This is a genomic window from Streptomyces sp. NPDC050263, assembly GCF_040655955.1.
Taxonomy (GTDB): domain Bacteria; phylum Actinomycetota; class Actinomycetes; order Streptomycetales; family Streptomycetaceae; genus Streptomyces.
Genome location: NZ_JBFAKW010000076.1, coordinates 1 through 13,958, shown reverse-complemented (window position 1 = coordinate 13,958; position 13,958 = coordinate 1). Strand labels below are relative to the sequence as shown.

Sequence of the window (13,958 nt, the reverse complement as noted above, 5' to 3'; positions counted from 1 at the left end):
GAGGAAGAAGGCCGGAGGTGAGATCCGGCGGCGTCGGGGTTCAGGCGGTGGGGTCCCGCGGCTGGTGCACGGCGACACGGGACGCGCTCCCATGGGGATCGCGGCTCCCGGCACTTCGTAGCCCGGTGCCGCCGCCCGTGCGAGCCTCGCTCAGCCCGGACGGCGCGGGTTCATCCGGGAAGAGGCGGTGCAACGGCCGCACGATCAGGCAGGTCGTGGCCCAGGCGACCAGGAGAGCTCCCACGGGCACGACCATGCGCAGCAGCCCGGCGACAAGCCCGAGGGGCGCCAACACGGCAACCACGACCGTCGCGCCGACACTCAAGGACCAGGCGAGCACCGTCAGCACGGAGAAGGCGACCGCCACGGGCACCCCGCCCATACGCCACGCCCGAAGGTCCACGTCCGTGTCGAAAGTGCCGGCGCCGGCGACGCCGGCGGCCAGGAGCCAGAAGCAGACGACCACGACGAGCGCGGCGGTCAGCAGGATCGTGGGCAGGCCCGTGGCCGCTACCAGAAATGTCCGCATCTCCTGATCCCCCTCTCGCACGCGGCGCGCATCTGTCGTCTCCGACGGCGCGCGGTCGTTCCGGGCTCGGTGCCGGGCATTTGCCGGTGTCCGGCACCGGAACCGTCCGCCGCGCTCCCCACGAGCCATGCTGCACGATCCGATCCCGGCCGCGCATTGCCGGTTCCCGGCAGTGTTCATTAGGGTCTGCATGCCGGTGGCCGCTAAGGAACCGTCACCGGCGCGTCAAGAATCCGGGGGGACTACATGACGGACCGGGCACTTCCCGAGCAGTATCTGGACGGTTACGCCGAGATACTGGCCGAGGTGTCGGCCACCGGGCGACGCCTCACCCGGGACGAGATCGCCTCCCGCCGCGCCCTGGGCGAGCAGGCCGCCGAGGCCGGCCACGGCCTGCGCGCCCTCGTCAGCGCGCATCTGACCACCGCCCGCACTGCCTGGCCCGGTTCACCCGGCTCCGCCGACGACGCACTTGCCGCCGTGCAGCAGGTCATCGACGCCTTCGCCGAAGGCTACGAACGCGCCCAGCTTGTCGCCGTACGCCAAGAAGAGGCCGCCCGCCGCGAGTTCATCGACGACCTCCTCTACGGCCGCAGCGACCTCGGCCGCCTCGCCGAGCGCGCCGAACGCTTCGGCCTGCGCCTGTCCCACGCGCACGCCGTCGCCGTCGCGCAGGGCCCCGCCACCTACGACGAGGGCGACCCGGTGCCCCAGCAGGTGGAACGGGCGCTCATCTCCCGCTTCGGCGACCGCAGCATCCTGCTCACCACCAAGGACGGCCGCCTGCTGTGCGTCGCCCCCGGCCACCAGGACGAGGTACTCGCCTACTTCGCCAAGCAGGCGCACGCCGCCACCCACGGCGGCCGGGTCGCCATCGGCCGGCCCCAACCCGGCCCCGGGGGCGTCGTCCAGTCCTACGAGGAAGCTCTCAACGCCCTGGAACTCGCCGAGCGCCTCGACCTCGACGACCCCGTCCTGCGCGCCGCCGACCTGCTGGTCTACCCCGTCCTCACCCGCGACCGCCAAGCCATGGCCGACCTCGTCGCCGACACCCTGGGACCGCTCACCAGCGCCCGCGGCGGCGCCCAGCCCTTCCTGGACACCCTCACCGCGTATTTCGACTCCGGCTGTGTGGCCGCCGAGGCCGCACGCCGCCTCACCCTCAGTGTGCGCGCCCTGACCTACCGCCTGGAGCGCATCCACAAACTCACCGGCGCCAACCCCGCCGACCCGACCCACCGCTACATGCTCCAGACGGCCGTGATCGGCGCCCGGCTTCTGGACTGGCCGGCCAAAGACGTCTGACACCGCCCGCCGCCACGGCCTGCCGCCGACAGCGCGTACGACGTCCACAGCCGTCCCCCAGCCCTCGATGCGCCCGTGTCCACTCACCTCGAGCCCCAACCCCGCCGACGCGGCATGCCGCACGGCCCGGCTACGCGGCCCCCAGCGCGTCGAGGGCCCCGGTCACCGTCCTCGTCAGCTCCCCGGCGTCGGCGCCTGCACGGGAGCGCAGATTCACTCCGTAGGCGAGCAAGGCCAACAGGTCGGCCGCGGCCCCGGGATCGGTGCCGGGTTTGAGCTGAGCCTTGGCCTCGGCGGCGACGAGCGCCGTGCGCAGCGCCTCCCGTAGCTCCCCATGGTGCCGTTCGAGGACGACCCGGATGTCGGGGTCACCGTTCTCGCCGCCGGCGTGAGCGTTGGAGACCATGCAGCCCCAGCGGGCGTACGCGCCGGAGCAACGGGCCTCGATCAGCGCTGCGAAGAATTCGTGGACGGCGGGCAGGCCGCGGCCGTCTCCCGCCAGGCGGCTGAACGCCGGCCGGGAGCGCTGCTCGACGTACCGGCGCAGTGCGGCGCGGTACAGCTCCTGCCTGCCGCCGAAGGTGTCGTAGAGGCTGGAGCGGTTCAGGCCGGTCGCCGTCACGACGTCCTGGACACTGACCGGCCCCCAGGAGGAACCCTTCCGACGACCCTCAACGCCGAGCTGCACGCCTTCTACACAGCCCGTCGGCAGCAGATCCCCGCCGACATACGGCAGATCATGCAGCGGGGCCGGCCAGGAACCAGCCGACTCAGGTCAGGCCGACCGCGCACTGGCCGTCGGCGCACAGGCCCCTCTCTTCCACCTGCCGTCCGCGACCGGCAACCCCGTGAGCCTGGCCGACCTGGTCAAGACCGGCCCCGTCGTCCTGACGTTCTACCGGGGCGCCTGGTGCCCGTACTGCAACATCGCCCTGCGCGCGCCCTCCAGCAGCACCACGACGAGATCACCGCACGCGGCGCACGCCTCGTCGCGGTCTCCCCGCAGGTCCCCGACGAGTCCCTTTCCCTGGCGGAGAAGCACCAGCTCGCCTTCAGCGTCCTCAGCGACGTCGGCTCCGACACCGCCAAGCAGTACGGCCTCGCCTTCGACCTCCCCGACGACGTCGCAACCGTCTACGCCAAGCTCGGCTCCGACCTCCAGCGCGTCAACGGCGGACACCCGCGCACCCTGCCGCTGCCCGCCACCTACGTCATCGACCGCGAGGGCGTCATCCGCTGGGCCCTCGTCGACACGGACTACACCAAGCGCGCCGAACCCGCCGATGTCCTGGCCGCCCTCGATGCCCTGGGCTGAGTACCGACGTGGCGAGAAATGGCCGCACCGCTGTCAGACTCGGGCGAGTTCGGCGGCGCCGAACGACACGTCGAAACGGTCGCACCAGATGCTCACGCTGCGGTAGTTCGACGGATCCACGTCCCTGGGCAGGGCGTAGTTCTGGCTTCCCTTGTTGCCCTTCAGCTTGCCGAGGCTGACGTACTTCCCGTCGTCGAAGACATGCCACCCCGCCTCCCCCGGCTTCACCTGCGCGTCGGTCAGCCAGACGCGCAAGTCCGGTCCGTTGCTGGTGTCGAGGTTCTCCAGCCGGACGACATGGGAGCCGTCAGCCAGCCGTACGAGCTTCACCGCGCCCGAGGTCGCATGCTCGTGGCTGATCAGCTCACCACTGGCCAGCACCTGCGGACCGGTAGCCGGGGAGGGCGGCGCGAAGGTCTCTTCCGAGGGCGCCGCCGCAGGAGGAGCGGACACCTCCACGACCCCGGGCAGTGCCTCCTGGACGGTCTCGTCCTGCCACAGCTTCCAGGGCTGGAACCAGTACAGCCCGAAGCCGACTGCCCCGACCGCCACCACCACAACCGCGATGACCCACGGCCCGGTCACTGCCTTCCGCACGCGCCCCATCCCCGCTCGCCTCCTTGAGATTTTCCTGTTGCGCTCCCATTCAACGGGCACGGGCGGCCGTCCCCCACCCCGCGGCTGATGACGGAATCCTTACGTCGCGCCGTCGCGCCGTCGCGCCGTCGCGCCGTCGCGCCGTCGGCCAGGGGGGCGGGAGCGGGAGGCGTCCCACCTCCTCGTCGAACGCTACTACCGCAGAAATCGTCCGCGACGCTCTGGAGGGATCCTCCAAACGCCTCCACCGTCCACAGCAGGGCGAGCCCGATCGCGAGCTGCCGCGCATGGCTTCAGCAGGATGGCCGAGAGCCATACTTGCTCATGCAAGTGCCATCGCGAGGTGGCTTGAAATGAGAGAGGCAGCAAATCGGTGAGCAGCGACAGCCACGGCGTCGGGAAAGCCGAGATACGGCTCAAATGGGACCCGAGTCCCTGGGGTCAGCCACCCCATCATCTCGACATCATCGCCGCCACCTACTCGGCGGACGCCCCCTTCGGGAGTCCGGTGTACATCGTCCACTTCGACAGCCGCTCACCGGACGGCACCATCAACATGAGCCGGCACAGTCAGACCGGCCAGGGCCTCGGCTACGTCGAAGCGATGACCCTGGAGCTCGATCGCCTCGCTTCCTCCTTCGCACGGGTGGTGGTCGGTGTGGCGATCCACCAGAACAGCGGCCCCAAAACCTTCGGTGCCATATCGAACGCCGGAGTCCTGGTTGTCGAGGGGTACAGGGAGCTGCTGAAGGACGACTTCGCACAGCTCTCCGGCTACACCGCCGCGACGGTCGCGGAATTCACCAGGGACGCCTCCGGAACGTGGGAGTTCCACGAGATGGTCCGAGGGTTCGACAGCGACCCCGTGATCTTCGCCGCCGAGATGGGCAGCACCCCACAGCCCTGACCAAGCAGCAGCGCAGGAAGCGTACGACCGTCATGGTGGTGCCCTCATTCCTCCACGCCAACAGCACCACGGTGACCAACCTGCTCGCTGACCGTGCACGGGCTTGCTCAAGGTGCTGGGCAAGACCGATCCCGACCGCGTTGTGTTCGAGGGCACGCTCGCGGAGTGCGACCGCCCAGGCGGCTACTCCGCCGAGCACCGTCTCATGGGCGTGATCACGCCTCGGCCAGGGGAAGCGTCACTTCGAAGCGGCAGCCGCCGGGGACGTTGCGTACGGCGGCCTGACCCCGGTGGGCCTCCACGATGCCCCGGACGATGGCCAGGCCGAGGCCCGCACCGGCGGGAGGAGTACGGGCATGGGTACCGCGCCAACCGGTGTCGAAGACACGCGGCAGGTCCTCCTCGGGGATGCCGCCGCATCCGTCGGTGACGGACAGGACGACTCCGTCGGAGAAGCGCTCGGCGGTGACCGCGACGGTACCGTCTGAGGGTGTCCGGCGGATCGCGTTGACCAGCAGGTTGCCCAGTACTCGGCTCATCTCCTTGCCGTCCACCTCGACCGGCACCGGCTCGACGCGGTCGCCGACCAGCCACACCCCGTGCTCGCGGGCGAGGGCGTCCGCTCCCGCGAGGGCGTCGCCCACCAGGTCGTACACCGACATACGGGAGGGGGAGAGGGCGAGCGCCCCGGCGTGGATGCGGGAGAGCTCGAAAAGGTCCCCCACCATGCCGTTGAGGCGTTCGACCTCCGTGCGCATCTGGCGAAGGTAGCGGTGGGGGTCGGCGGCCACGCCGTCCTCCAGGGCCTCGGACATGGCGCGCAGCCCGGCGAGGGGAGTGCGCAGGTCGTGCGAGATCCACGCGACCAGTTCCCGTCTCGATGCCTCCAGGGCGCGCTCGCGATCGCGGGACTCGGCCAGCTTCGCACTGGTGGCGGCCAACTCCTCGCTGAGCGCGGCGAGTTCGGCGGTCACCGGGCCGTTGGGAGCCGAGAAGTGGCCGCCGTCGCCGAAAGAACGGGCGGCGGCGGTGAGCGCCCGGCTGCGGGCGACGACCCAGCGGCCCAGCAGCAGCGCGGTGGCCAGGGAGACGACCGCCGCCATCGCGACAACCATGGTGACGACGGTCAGGTCGTGCGAGGACAGGAACATCGCCCACGCCACGGCCAGCGTCCCCGCGAGCATGGCGGTCACGGCCACGGCGGCGACCACGGCGAGGGACGCGGTCAGCGAGCGGCGCCGGATCAGCCACAGCACACCCGCCCCTAGCAGCCCGGCCAGGGCGGCGCCGAGGAAGGCGAAGAGGGCGATGAGGAGGGTGTCGCGCATGGTCAGACCGCCTCCTCGCAGGGCGTGGCATCGAAGCGGTAGCCCACTCCCCACACCGTCTGGATCAGCCGGGGCCGGGCCGGGTCGTCCTCCACCTTGCCCCGCAGCCGGCGGACGTGGACGGTGACGGTGGACAGGTCGCCGAAGTCCCAGCCCCACACCTCGCGCATCAGCTCTTCGCGGCTGTAGGCGCGGCCGTGGTTGCGCAGGAGGAAGGCGAGGAGGTCGAACTCGCGGAGTGTGAGGCTGAGCTCGGCGCCGTTCTTGGTGGCGCGGCGGGCCGCCGGGTCGACGGTGACACCTGCCGCGCGCACGGGGTGAGCCTCGACGGCGGGCCGGGTCCGGCGCAGTACCGACTCGACCCGCAGGACCAGCTCACGGGGGCTGAAGGGCTTCGTTACGTAGTCGTCGGCACCCACTTCCAGGCCCAGGATCCGGTCGCCCTCGTCGCCTCGGGCGGTGAGCATGATGACCGGCACGGGCCCGCGGGCACGTATCCGGCGGCACACTTCCAGGCCGTCCATGCCGGGCAGCATCAGGTCGAGCACCACCAGGTCCGGCCAGTGCGCGGCGGCCCGCGTGAGCGCGGAGTGCCCGTCCCCGGCTACGTCCACCTGGTACCCGGCGCGGTCCAGATAGCCGGAGACGACCTCGGAGACGGTGGGGTCGTCGTCCACGACGAGGACGCGGGTCGTACCTCCCTGCCCACGGGGAGCAGGTCCGGAGTCAGGGGATTCGTGCGGCTGCTGCATGCCCCCAGCTTCCCACCGGCTCCATTGCCGTGCAGCAGGGCCGCCCCGACGTCCGCGTTTCGTAAGACCTTGACGCCCGTTTGCGTCGCGAGCCCCTGCCTGCCTCCCCTCGCACAAACCAGAGCGGTGCCGTGTGCGCAGTAGGGGGTGGCGCTGACGGCGAGGGCCGGAAGATCCGTCCGGAGAAGCGGTGACCGGTGACGCTCCTCCGCGGAGGCTCGAGCCGGGTCTCCATGATCACCATCCCGTCAGCAGCAGGTGGTTGAGGAGCAGGGCGAGAGCAGCCTGTGCGGTGAGCCAGGTGCGGGGTCGGGTCAGGAACGCGCAGGCGGGGAGAAGCCACATCGCGAAGGGCAGCCAGATGCGTTCTGTTTCCGCTTTGCTCATGCCGGAGAGGTCGGCTGCGAGGAGCGCGAGCAGAGCGGCGAGGACGAGCAGGGCGAGGCGGGGTTCGGGGGCGCAGCGGCGCAGGCACGTGCGAACGCCCTGACGGACGGGAGACGCGCCGACTCGTCGCAGTCCGGCCACCGTCGCCGGGCCCACGACGAGCGCCGTGCACGCGAGGTTCGCCCACACCCAGTAGCCGTAAGGACGGATACCGCCGGCTCCTTGGTAGTAGCGGGTGACCAGCAGGTGATACGCCTCCCACCAGTTGAAGCCCGCGATCGTGAAGACGGCCGGGACGACGACGAATCCGGCGAGGACGTACGGGAGTGGGCGCAGTCGTCGGGAGCCGAGCAGCAGGACGCCGGCGGCGATCACCACGAACAGGGTCAGCCCGTACGAGAGATACGCGGTGAGGCCGAAGAGGAGTCCGGAGGCGAGACCTGTCGCACGTGGCCGGTGTCCCGTGACGGCGAGGGCGAGGAATGCGACGGCCCAGGCGGCGACCGCCGCGAAGTAGCCGTCAGCGGAGGTGCCCATCCACACGGCGGCCGGGGCCAGGGCCAGGAAGGGCGCGGCGCGGCGGGCGAGCGCCTCCCCGGACAGCGCTCGTACGGTGATGAGGACCGCCACCGCCGCTGTCGCCCCGGCGGTGATGCACCAGACGCCCGCCCAGGCCCCGCCGCCCAACCCGATCCGGTCGAGGAGGACGAAGGTGAGGGTGGCCGCGGGGGGATGCCCGGCGACGTGCGCGGGCCAGGCGTCGGGTGAGTGGATCAGGATGTGGTGAGTGAAGTCCCGCAGGGCGGCCGGGATGTCGTGGAAGCGGTTGACGGGGTCGATGACCTGGAGGTACTCGTACCTGGTCGTGAGCCGCCGGGCGATTCCCCGCTGCCATCCGTCGACCAGGGCGAGCGAGAACGTCCACGCCATGGCGGTGCCCCAGGCAGCGCACAGCAGCGCGCGCCAGGGCAGCCGGGCGGCGAGGAGCGGCCCGTACACGACCACGACGAGGGCCACCGTGATCGCTGCGGGGGTGCCGGGGCCGACATGCGGCTCCCAATGGCCGTACAGCGGCGGCCAGCTGACATGAAGGCTTCCGTAACGGTGTTCGAGGACGGTGCCGATCACAGCCGCCGTCGTGATGAGCAGCGCTGCGGCCAGGGCCGCGGACAGGTCGCGGAGAAGATCGCGGTTCACACCGGCACGCTAGGCCGGGGAGGACCAGATGAGGCTTCGGTGAGCCTGGACGTCAGCGTTTCGTCATGTGTTGCGGGCCCCTTCCTCGGCCCGTCCCGGCCTACGGTCGGGACATGCGCGACTATCGACTCCCCACCTCTCCCGGTTTCTGGCGCAGCCCGCTGCGCAGCCCCTGGTTCACCTCCGTGCTCGGTATCGTGCTGCTCGGCGGGATCACGGTGCTCTTCACCACGGGCCTTGTGTCGTACGCGGCCTACAACCCCGGCCTGTCGCCGGTGAACGACATGACCCCGGACAAGGGCCTGCTCGGCTTCTACCTCTTCGCCTGGCCGACCGACCCGCCCTGGCTCTACCGGCTGACCCAAGGCGTCCACGTCACCCTGGGCATCGCGCTGATCCCCGTACTGCTGGCAAAGCTGTGGTCGGTCCTGCCGAGGCTGTTCACCCTGCCGCCCGTGCGATCCCTCGCGCATGCGCTGGAGCGGATCTCACTGCTCCTGCTGGTCGGGGGCGCACTGTTCGAGTTCACCACGGGCGTGCTCAACGTCCAGCTCGACTACCTCTTCCCCGGCTCCTTCTATCCGCTGCACTTCTACGGGGCCTGGGTGTTCTTCGCGGCGTTCGTGACGCACGCGGTGCTGCGGGTGCCGGCCGCGCTGCGCAATCTGCGCCACCTTCGCGACGAGGAGAGCGAGCTCGTCTCCCCGAACCCCGCCCCGCCCACCGTCTCGCGCCGCGGCGCGCTCGCCTTCGTCGGCGGCGGCTCTCTGCTCCTGCTGGTCACGACGGCGGGCCGGAACTTCGACGGACCGCTGCGGGCAACGGCTCTGCTCGCGCCGCACGGCGGCCCTGAACCGGGTTCGGGACCCGGCGGTTTCCAGATCAACAAGACGGCCGCGTCGCGCGGGATCAGCATGACCGAGACGACTGACGAGGCGTGGCGGCTGGTCATCGAGGGGCGGGGGCGGACGGTCCGGCTGAGCCGGGCAGAGCTGCTGCAACTTCCCTTGTACAGCGCAGCGTTGCCCATCGCGTGCGTGGAAGGCTGGTCGACCTCCGACCAGTGGTGGCGGGGCGTACGCCTGCGGGATCTGGCGGCGCTCGTCGGGTTCGAGAGCGGCGCGGCGCCCGACGTACTGGTGGAGTCGCTCCAGCGGCACGGGGCGTTCCGCCGGGCCGCCCTGCGCGACAACCAGGTGCGCGACCCTCGTTCCCTGCTCGCCCTGTTCGTCAACGGCGAGCCCCTCACCGCGGACCACGGCTACCCGGCGCGGATCATCGTTCCTGCGGCGCCCGGCGTGCTCAACACCAAGTGGGTGGCACGGATGACGTTCGGAGAACTGTGATGCGACGACGTGTGACACGACGGCTCGTAGTGCGCCCGCGAGTGGGCAGCCCGCTTCAACTCCTGCTTCTCGCCTGTTCGTTCGCACTGGCAGGGTATGCGGGTGTGCGACTGCTCGCGGACGACTGGCCCTCTGTCGTGCTCTGGTTCGTGGGCGCGGCGCTGGTCCACGACCTCGTGCTGTCGCCCCTGTACGCAGGAGCGGACCGGGTCGTCGCGCGAGGGCTGGACGTGGTCGGCCGCCGGGAGTGGACGGTCTTCGTGCGCGTCCCGGCGGCGTTCTCCGGCCTTCTGCTGCTGATCTGGTTTCCGCTGATCAGCGGGCAGGTGGCGGACCACTACAGCTCCGCCACCACCCTGCCTGGCGACGCATTCCTGTCCCGCTGGCTCTTGATCACCGCGGTGCTGTTCGGCGGCTCGGCGGTGATGCTCCTGGTGCGGTCACTGCGGTTGCGCAAGGCGACGAAGGAGCGACCGCCGGTCGTCCACTGACGCTCCGGGCGCCAGCCGGCGCGTGTCGCGAGCCGGAGCAGGGCCGGTGCGCCGAGTCGGGCCCAGGGGAAGGGCGGGCCGGCCATGCCGTGCGTGCCGGCGGTGATGCTCACGACGTGGACGGTGACGCGTTCGTCGACCTCACTGTCCGGGACCGTCTCGGCGATCAACAGGCCGTTTCGGTTGAGGAGTTCGGCCATCCTCCGGAGGAGGGCCGTCGGGTCGCCTCCGATGCCGATGTTGCCGTCGATGAGGAGGATCGTGTTCCAGCGTCCTTCGGCCGGGAGCGGCTCGAAGACGGAGCGGTGCAGAGCCTGACCGCCGAGCCGCACGGTGCGGGCGACGGCGGCTTCGCTCACGTCGACGCCGAGCGCCGGCCGGCCCCGGGCCGCGAGTTCGGCGACAAGCCGCCCCGGACCGCACCCCACATCGAGTACAGCGCCTTCGCAGTGCTCCAGAACACTCAGGTCCGCCGCGTCGGCCCTGGCACACCAGCGTTCCACCTCCAGCGGCAGCAGCCAGCCGTCGGCGCGGCGGAGGAAGAGCGGACCCCGGCCGGTGACCAGAGCCTCGGAGTAGGGGTCGGCAGCCCAAGGGCGCGGGGAGCTGACGGACGCGACAGGCACCGGGCGATCCACGGCGATCGCCCTCGGCGACGTGATCTCATGTGCGGTGCTCATCGGCCGACAGCCGCCCCGAGACGCTCCAGTTCGGCGGCGAAGCGGCTCCCTGGCGCAGCCGCGGCGACCGCCTCCGCGTCGTCGGCGGTGTCCACGTCTCGCAGGCGGGGCAGCTCGCGTACGCGCAGGCCCGCGGCGGCGAGCCGTTCACGCTGCACGGCACCCGTCGTGGGCGTCGACATCGGCACCCCCCGCAGCAGCTCGGGATCCGGGTGAGCGAGGCCCAGCGCCCAGAAGCCGCCGTCCTCAGCCGGCCCGAAATACGCGTCGCAGTCGGCGAAGTCGACGGTGAGCAGTGCGGGCGTCACCTGGGGGGTGTCCATGCCGATGAGCAGCGCGGGTCCGTCACAGCCGGCGAAGGCGGCGGCCAGCCGCTCGTCCAGACCTCCCGCGCACTGCGGGACGACGTCGAAGCCGGGCGGCAGCCAGGAGCCCGGAGCGCCGTCGAGTACCAGCACGCGACGCCGGGCGGGTGTGGCCGCCACCGTACGCAGGGTGTCCACGAGCGCCGCCTCGGCGAGCGCCGCCGCTTCTCGAGGCGTGAACGGCGGCGTGAGCCGTGTCTTGACCCGTCCTGGCCGCGGTTCCTTGGCGATGACGAGGAGAGTGGTCACTGAGCGGTTCCTCCTGGAAGTACGGCGAACGAGTCGGCACCAGCCCCGTGCCGGGGCACCGGTGGTTCGGCCAGGACCCTGCTCATGTCCCGTACCGCCTGCCAGGTTCCGCGCCAGGTACCGGTGACCTTGGAGGCACCGGTGCGCGGCAGGTAGGGCACGTCGTGCTCGACGACACGCCAGCCGGAGTCGGCGGCGCGGACGACCATCTGCAGCGGGTAGCCGCTGCGGCGGTCCGTGAGAGCGAGGTCGAGCAGTTGTTCACGGCGGCCGGCGCGAAGCGGGCCGAGGTCGTGCAGGCGCAGCCCCGTGCGGCGACGCAGCATCCGCGCCAGCACCACGTTGCCCAACCGGGCGTGCGCGGGCCAGGCGCCCCGGCCCTGCGGACGGCGCCGCCCGAGCACCAGGTCGGCCTCACCTTCGCACACCTCGCGCACGAAGGGCACGAGCAGGGACGGGTCGAGGGAAGCGTCGCAGTCGCAGAAGCACACGATGTCCGCGGTGGCCGCGGTCAGCCCGGCGTGACAGGCGGCGCCGAAGCCGCGGCGCGTCTCACGCACGACGGTCGCGCCGAGGTCGCGGGCCAGTTCCGGCGAGCCGTCCGTGGATCCGTTGTCCACCACCAGCGCGCGCCATGCGGGCGGGATACGGGCGAGGACCCAGGGCAGGGCCTCGGCCTCGTTCAGACAAGGGAGCACCACGTCGACAGTCGCCGCGGTCGTCTCCGCTTCCGATTGCGTTGCTGGAGAAGTCGTCACGGCTTTCACCCTACGAAGACAAAAGGTATGTAAGGGACTTCGGCTCCTTACGAAACGCGGACGTCGAAGGAGGTGGCAGCGCACCGAAGTGCGGTCGGCAGGGGTCCGGTCGCGTGCGTGAGCGGCACGCGCCTCCGATGCTCAACCGGCTGTACCGCACGCGGGGGCACCGGGATACCGGACACGGAGACCTGACGCGCGAACGCTGCCCGTCTCCCTCATCCGCCGTCGCTGTCGCGGTCACCGCGATGCCCGCGGAGCCGGCGGCCGTAGTTCAGGCGACGACCTTGCCGGCCCCCACCGTGTCGACCCCAGACGTCGCGATGGCAGCCGGTATCCGCTGCGGCGACCGCGCTGCTGCTCGACCGCCGGTCCGCCGGCCGAGCGCCGTCCGCCTCCCGCCCCGCCGCGACAGGACCGGTCGCGCACTACTCCTCGCGCAGCCCCGCTCTCGCGAACTCCCGCATGCCCTCCTCGAACCCGACCTCGGCCTTCCAACCCAGCTCGGACCGCAACCGCGACGAGTCCGCCGTGATGTGCCGTACGTCCCCCAAGCGGTACTCCCCCGTCACCACGGGCGCAGGTCCGCCGTACGCGGACGCCAGCGCCCGCGCCATCTCGCCGACCGTGTGGGGCTCCCCGCTGCCGGTGTTGTACGCCGCCAGCGCTCCGGCCGGGGACTCTGCCTCCAGGGCCGCCACATTGGCCGTCGCCACATCCCGTACGTGCACGAAGTCCCGCCGCTGACCGCCGTCCTCGAAGACACGCGGTGCCTCACCCCGGGCGAGCGCGGACCGGAAGAAGGACGCGACCCCCGCGTACGGGGTGTCGCGTGGCATGCCCGGCCCGTACACGTTGTGGTAGCGCAGGGAAACCGCCGAGCCGCCCGTCGAGCGGGCCCAGGCCGAAGCCAGGTGCTCCTGGGCCAGCTTGGTCGTCGCGTACACGTTCCGGGGATCGACCGGAGCGTCCTCGCCGACCAGCCCCGGCTCCAGAGCCGACTCGCACCGCGGGCACCGGGGCTCGAAACGCCCTGCGCCCAGATCGGCTACGGCCCGAGGGCCTGGTCGTACCTCCCCGTGCCGCTCACACCCGTACGAGCCCTCGCCGTACACGACCATCGACCCGGCCAGCACGAACCGCCCGACCCCCGCCTCGGCCATGGCGGAAAGCAGCACCGCGGTACCGAGGTCGTTGCGCGACACGTACTCGACCGCGTCGCCGAACCCCTTCCCGAGCCCCACCATCGCCGCCTGATGGCACACGGCGTCCACACCCGGCAGAGCGGCCGCGACCGCCTCCGCGTCACGCACGTCCAGGCCGTCACGCAGGTCGAACACAACTGCCTCGTGCCCCCGTGCGGACAGCGCCGCGACGACATGACATCCGATGAACCCGGCTCCGCCGGTGACCAGTACTCGCATACACGAACGCTAGGAGCATGAGCACCCCGCACGGCAGCACCGCGCCCATCACGTCACGGGTCCGTAAGACCTCGCCAGACGCAGCAGCCCATGGCACATCACGTCGGGGCCAACTCGGTCGGAAGGTACATCCGCCGTGCTGCTCATGACGTCTGCGATGAGGCGCCGCAGCGTGAAAGGCGCGAGTCACCGCTCCCGGCCCCGCACGGCGAACTCGGCCGGCCGGTAGGCGCTGACTCTGCTGCGCAATTCGCTGCGGGGGTGAGGGCGGGTCGGCGATGATCGTTTCTGAGGTCGCTTCTTCTGTTGTGCGGCCATGGAGGCGGTA

Annotated in this window: 13 protein-coding genes and 2 pseudogenes; 5 read left to right on the top strand and 10 right to left on the bottom strand. The window is 71.3% G+C overall.

Annotated features, from left to right (window positions below):
- Positions 1-40: 40 nt before the first annotated feature.
- On the bottom strand, positions 41-529 hold the full coding sequence (locus tag AB0J04_RS28930; RefSeq protein ID WP_363171499.1) for a hypothetical protein: 489 nt from the start codon (positions 527-529) through the stop codon (positions 41-43).
- Between the two features lie 246 nt (positions 530-775).
- On the opposite strand from AB0J04_RS28930, the gene AB0J04_RS28925 reads away from it, so the two are divergent.
- Positions 776-1,834, top strand: a complete 1,059-nt coding sequence (locus AB0J04_RS28925; protein WP_363171498.1) for a helix-turn-helix domain-containing protein — start codon at positions 776-778, stop codon at positions 1,832-1,834.
- Positions 1,835-1,964: 130 nt separating this feature from the next.
- On the opposite strand, the gene AB0J04_RS28920 is transcribed toward AB0J04_RS28925, so the two are convergent.
- A complete protein-coding gene (locus AB0J04_RS28920; RefSeq protein WP_363171520.1) occupies positions 1,965-2,456 on the bottom strand; it encodes a TetR/AcrR family transcriptional regulator in 492 nt (163 codons plus the stop codon).
- Between the two features lie 60 nt (positions 2,457-2,516).
- Here AB0J04_RS28920 and AB0J04_RS28915 point away from each other — a divergent pair.
- Positions 2,517-3,149, top strand: a pseudogene (locus AB0J04_RS28915) (peroxiredoxin-like family protein).
- A 33-nt stretch (positions 3,150-3,182) separates the two neighbouring features.
- On the opposite strand, the gene AB0J04_RS28910 reads toward AB0J04_RS28915, so the two are convergent.
- Positions 3,183-3,755 carry a DM13 domain-containing protein gene (locus AB0J04_RS28910; protein ID WP_363171497.1) on the bottom strand — a complete coding sequence of 191 codons (573 nt, stop codon included), beginning with the start codon at positions 3,753-3,755 and terminating at the stop codon, positions 3,183-3,185.
- Between the two features lie 364 nt (positions 3,756-4,119).
- Here AB0J04_RS28910 and AB0J04_RS28905 point away from each other — a divergent pair, with 364 nt between their 5' ends.
- Both AB0J04_RS28905 and AB0J04_RS28900 read left to right on the top strand, forming a co-directional pair.
- The gene (locus AB0J04_RS28905) at positions 4,120-4,653 is read left to right on the top strand and encodes a TerD family protein (protein WP_363171496.1); all 534 of its coding nucleotides are present in this window, start codon (positions 4,120-4,122) and stop codon (positions 4,651-4,653) included.
- A 53-nt stretch (positions 4,654-4,706) separates the two neighbouring features.
- Positions 4,707-4,867: pseudogene (locus AB0J04_RS28900) on the top strand (IS5/IS1182 family transposase); the annotation flags it as partial.
- A 1-nt stretch (position 4,868) separates the two neighbouring features.
- Here AB0J04_RS28900 and AB0J04_RS28895 read toward each other — a convergent pair.
- The 3 genes from AB0J04_RS28895 to AB0J04_RS28885 form a co-directional block, all read right to left on the bottom strand.
- The gene (locus AB0J04_RS28895) at positions 4,869-5,981 is read right to left on the bottom strand and encodes a HAMP domain-containing sensor histidine kinase (RefSeq protein WP_363171495.1); all 1,113 of its coding nucleotides are present in this window, start codon (positions 5,979-5,981) and stop codon (positions 4,869-4,871) included.
- A 2-nt stretch (positions 5,982-5,983) separates the two neighbouring features.
- Positions 5,984-6,733: a response regulator transcription factor gene (locus tag AB0J04_RS28890; RefSeq protein ID WP_363171494.1), complete on the bottom strand. Its 750-nt coding sequence runs from the start codon at positions 6,731-6,733 to the stop codon at positions 5,984-5,986.
- Between the two features lie 237 nt (positions 6,734-6,970).
- Positions 6,971-8,317, bottom strand: coding sequence for a hypothetical protein (locus AB0J04_RS28885; RefSeq protein ID WP_363171493.1), 1,347 nt, complete (start codon positions 8,315-8,317; stop codon positions 6,971-6,973).
- 113 nt (positions 8,318-8,430) lie between these two features.
- Here AB0J04_RS28885 and AB0J04_RS28880 point away from each other — a divergent pair, with 113 nt between their 5' ends.
- Positions 8,431-9,663 (top strand): molybdopterin-dependent oxidoreductase, encoded by a 1,233-nt coding sequence (locus AB0J04_RS28880; protein ID WP_363171492.1) that lies wholly within the window; start codon positions 8,431-8,433, stop codon positions 9,661-9,663.
- A gap of 337 nt (positions 9,664-10,000) precedes the next feature.
- On the opposite strand, the gene AB0J04_RS28875 is transcribed toward AB0J04_RS28880, so the two are convergent.
- The 4 genes from AB0J04_RS28875 to AB0J04_RS28860 all read right to left on the bottom strand — a co-directional run bounded on the left by AB0J04_RS28875 (position 10,001) and on the right by AB0J04_RS28860 (position 13,630).
- Positions 10,001-10,834, bottom strand: a complete 834-nt coding sequence (locus AB0J04_RS28875; RefSeq protein WP_363171491.1) for a methyltransferase domain-containing protein — start codon at positions 10,832-10,834, stop codon at positions 10,001-10,003.
- On the bottom strand, positions 10,831-11,448 hold the full coding sequence (locus tag AB0J04_RS28870; RefSeq protein WP_363171490.1) for a DUF2064 domain-containing protein: 618 nt from the start codon (positions 11,446-11,448) through the stop codon (positions 10,831-10,833). Before AB0J04_RS28870 ends, AB0J04_RS28875 begins: the two co-directional genes overlap by 4 nt.
- Complete coding sequence (locus AB0J04_RS28865; protein ID WP_363171489.1) at positions 11,445-12,215, bottom strand: glycosyltransferase family 2 protein; 771 nt, start codon at positions 12,213-12,215, stop codon at positions 11,445-11,447. Before AB0J04_RS28865 ends, AB0J04_RS28870 begins: the two co-directional genes overlap by 4 nt.
- A 419-nt stretch (positions 12,216-12,634) precedes the next feature.
- Positions 12,635-13,630 (bottom strand): NAD-dependent epimerase/dehydratase family protein, encoded by a 996-nt coding sequence (locus AB0J04_RS28860; protein WP_363171488.1) that lies wholly within the window; start codon positions 13,628-13,630, stop codon positions 12,635-12,637.
- Between the last annotated feature and the right edge of the window lie 328 nt (positions 13,631-13,958).

Coding starts and splice junctions, on each gene's coding strand:
- AB0J04_RS28930 (WP_363171499.1), bottom strand. CDS start 529: ATGCGGACATTTCTGGTAGCGGCCACGGGCCTGCCCACGATCCTGCTG.
- AB0J04_RS28925 (WP_363171498.1), top strand. CDS start 776: ATGACGGACCGGGCACTTCCCGAGCAGTATCTGGACGGTTACGCCGAG.
- AB0J04_RS28910 (WP_363171497.1), bottom strand. CDS start 3,755: ATGGGGCGCGTGCGGAAGGCAGTGACCGGGCCGTGGGTCATCGCGGTT.
- AB0J04_RS28895 (WP_363171495.1), bottom strand. CDS start 5,981: ATGCGCGACACCCTCCTCATCGCCCTCTTCGCCTTCCTCGGCGCCGCC.
- AB0J04_RS28890 (WP_363171494.1), bottom strand. CDS start 6,733: ATGCAGCAGCCGCACGAATCCCCTGACTCCGGACCTGCTCCCCGTGGG.
- AB0J04_RS28880 (WP_363171492.1), top strand. CDS start 8,431: ATGCGCGACTATCGACTCCCCACCTCTCCCGGTTTCTGGCGCAGCCCG.
- AB0J04_RS28875 (WP_363171491.1), bottom strand. CDS start 10,834: ATGAGCACCGCACATGAGATCACGTCGCCGAGGGCGATCGCCGTGGAT.
- AB0J04_RS28860 (WP_363171488.1), bottom strand. CDS start 13,630: ATGCGAGTACTGGTCACCGGCGGAGCCGGGTTCATCGGATGTCATGTC.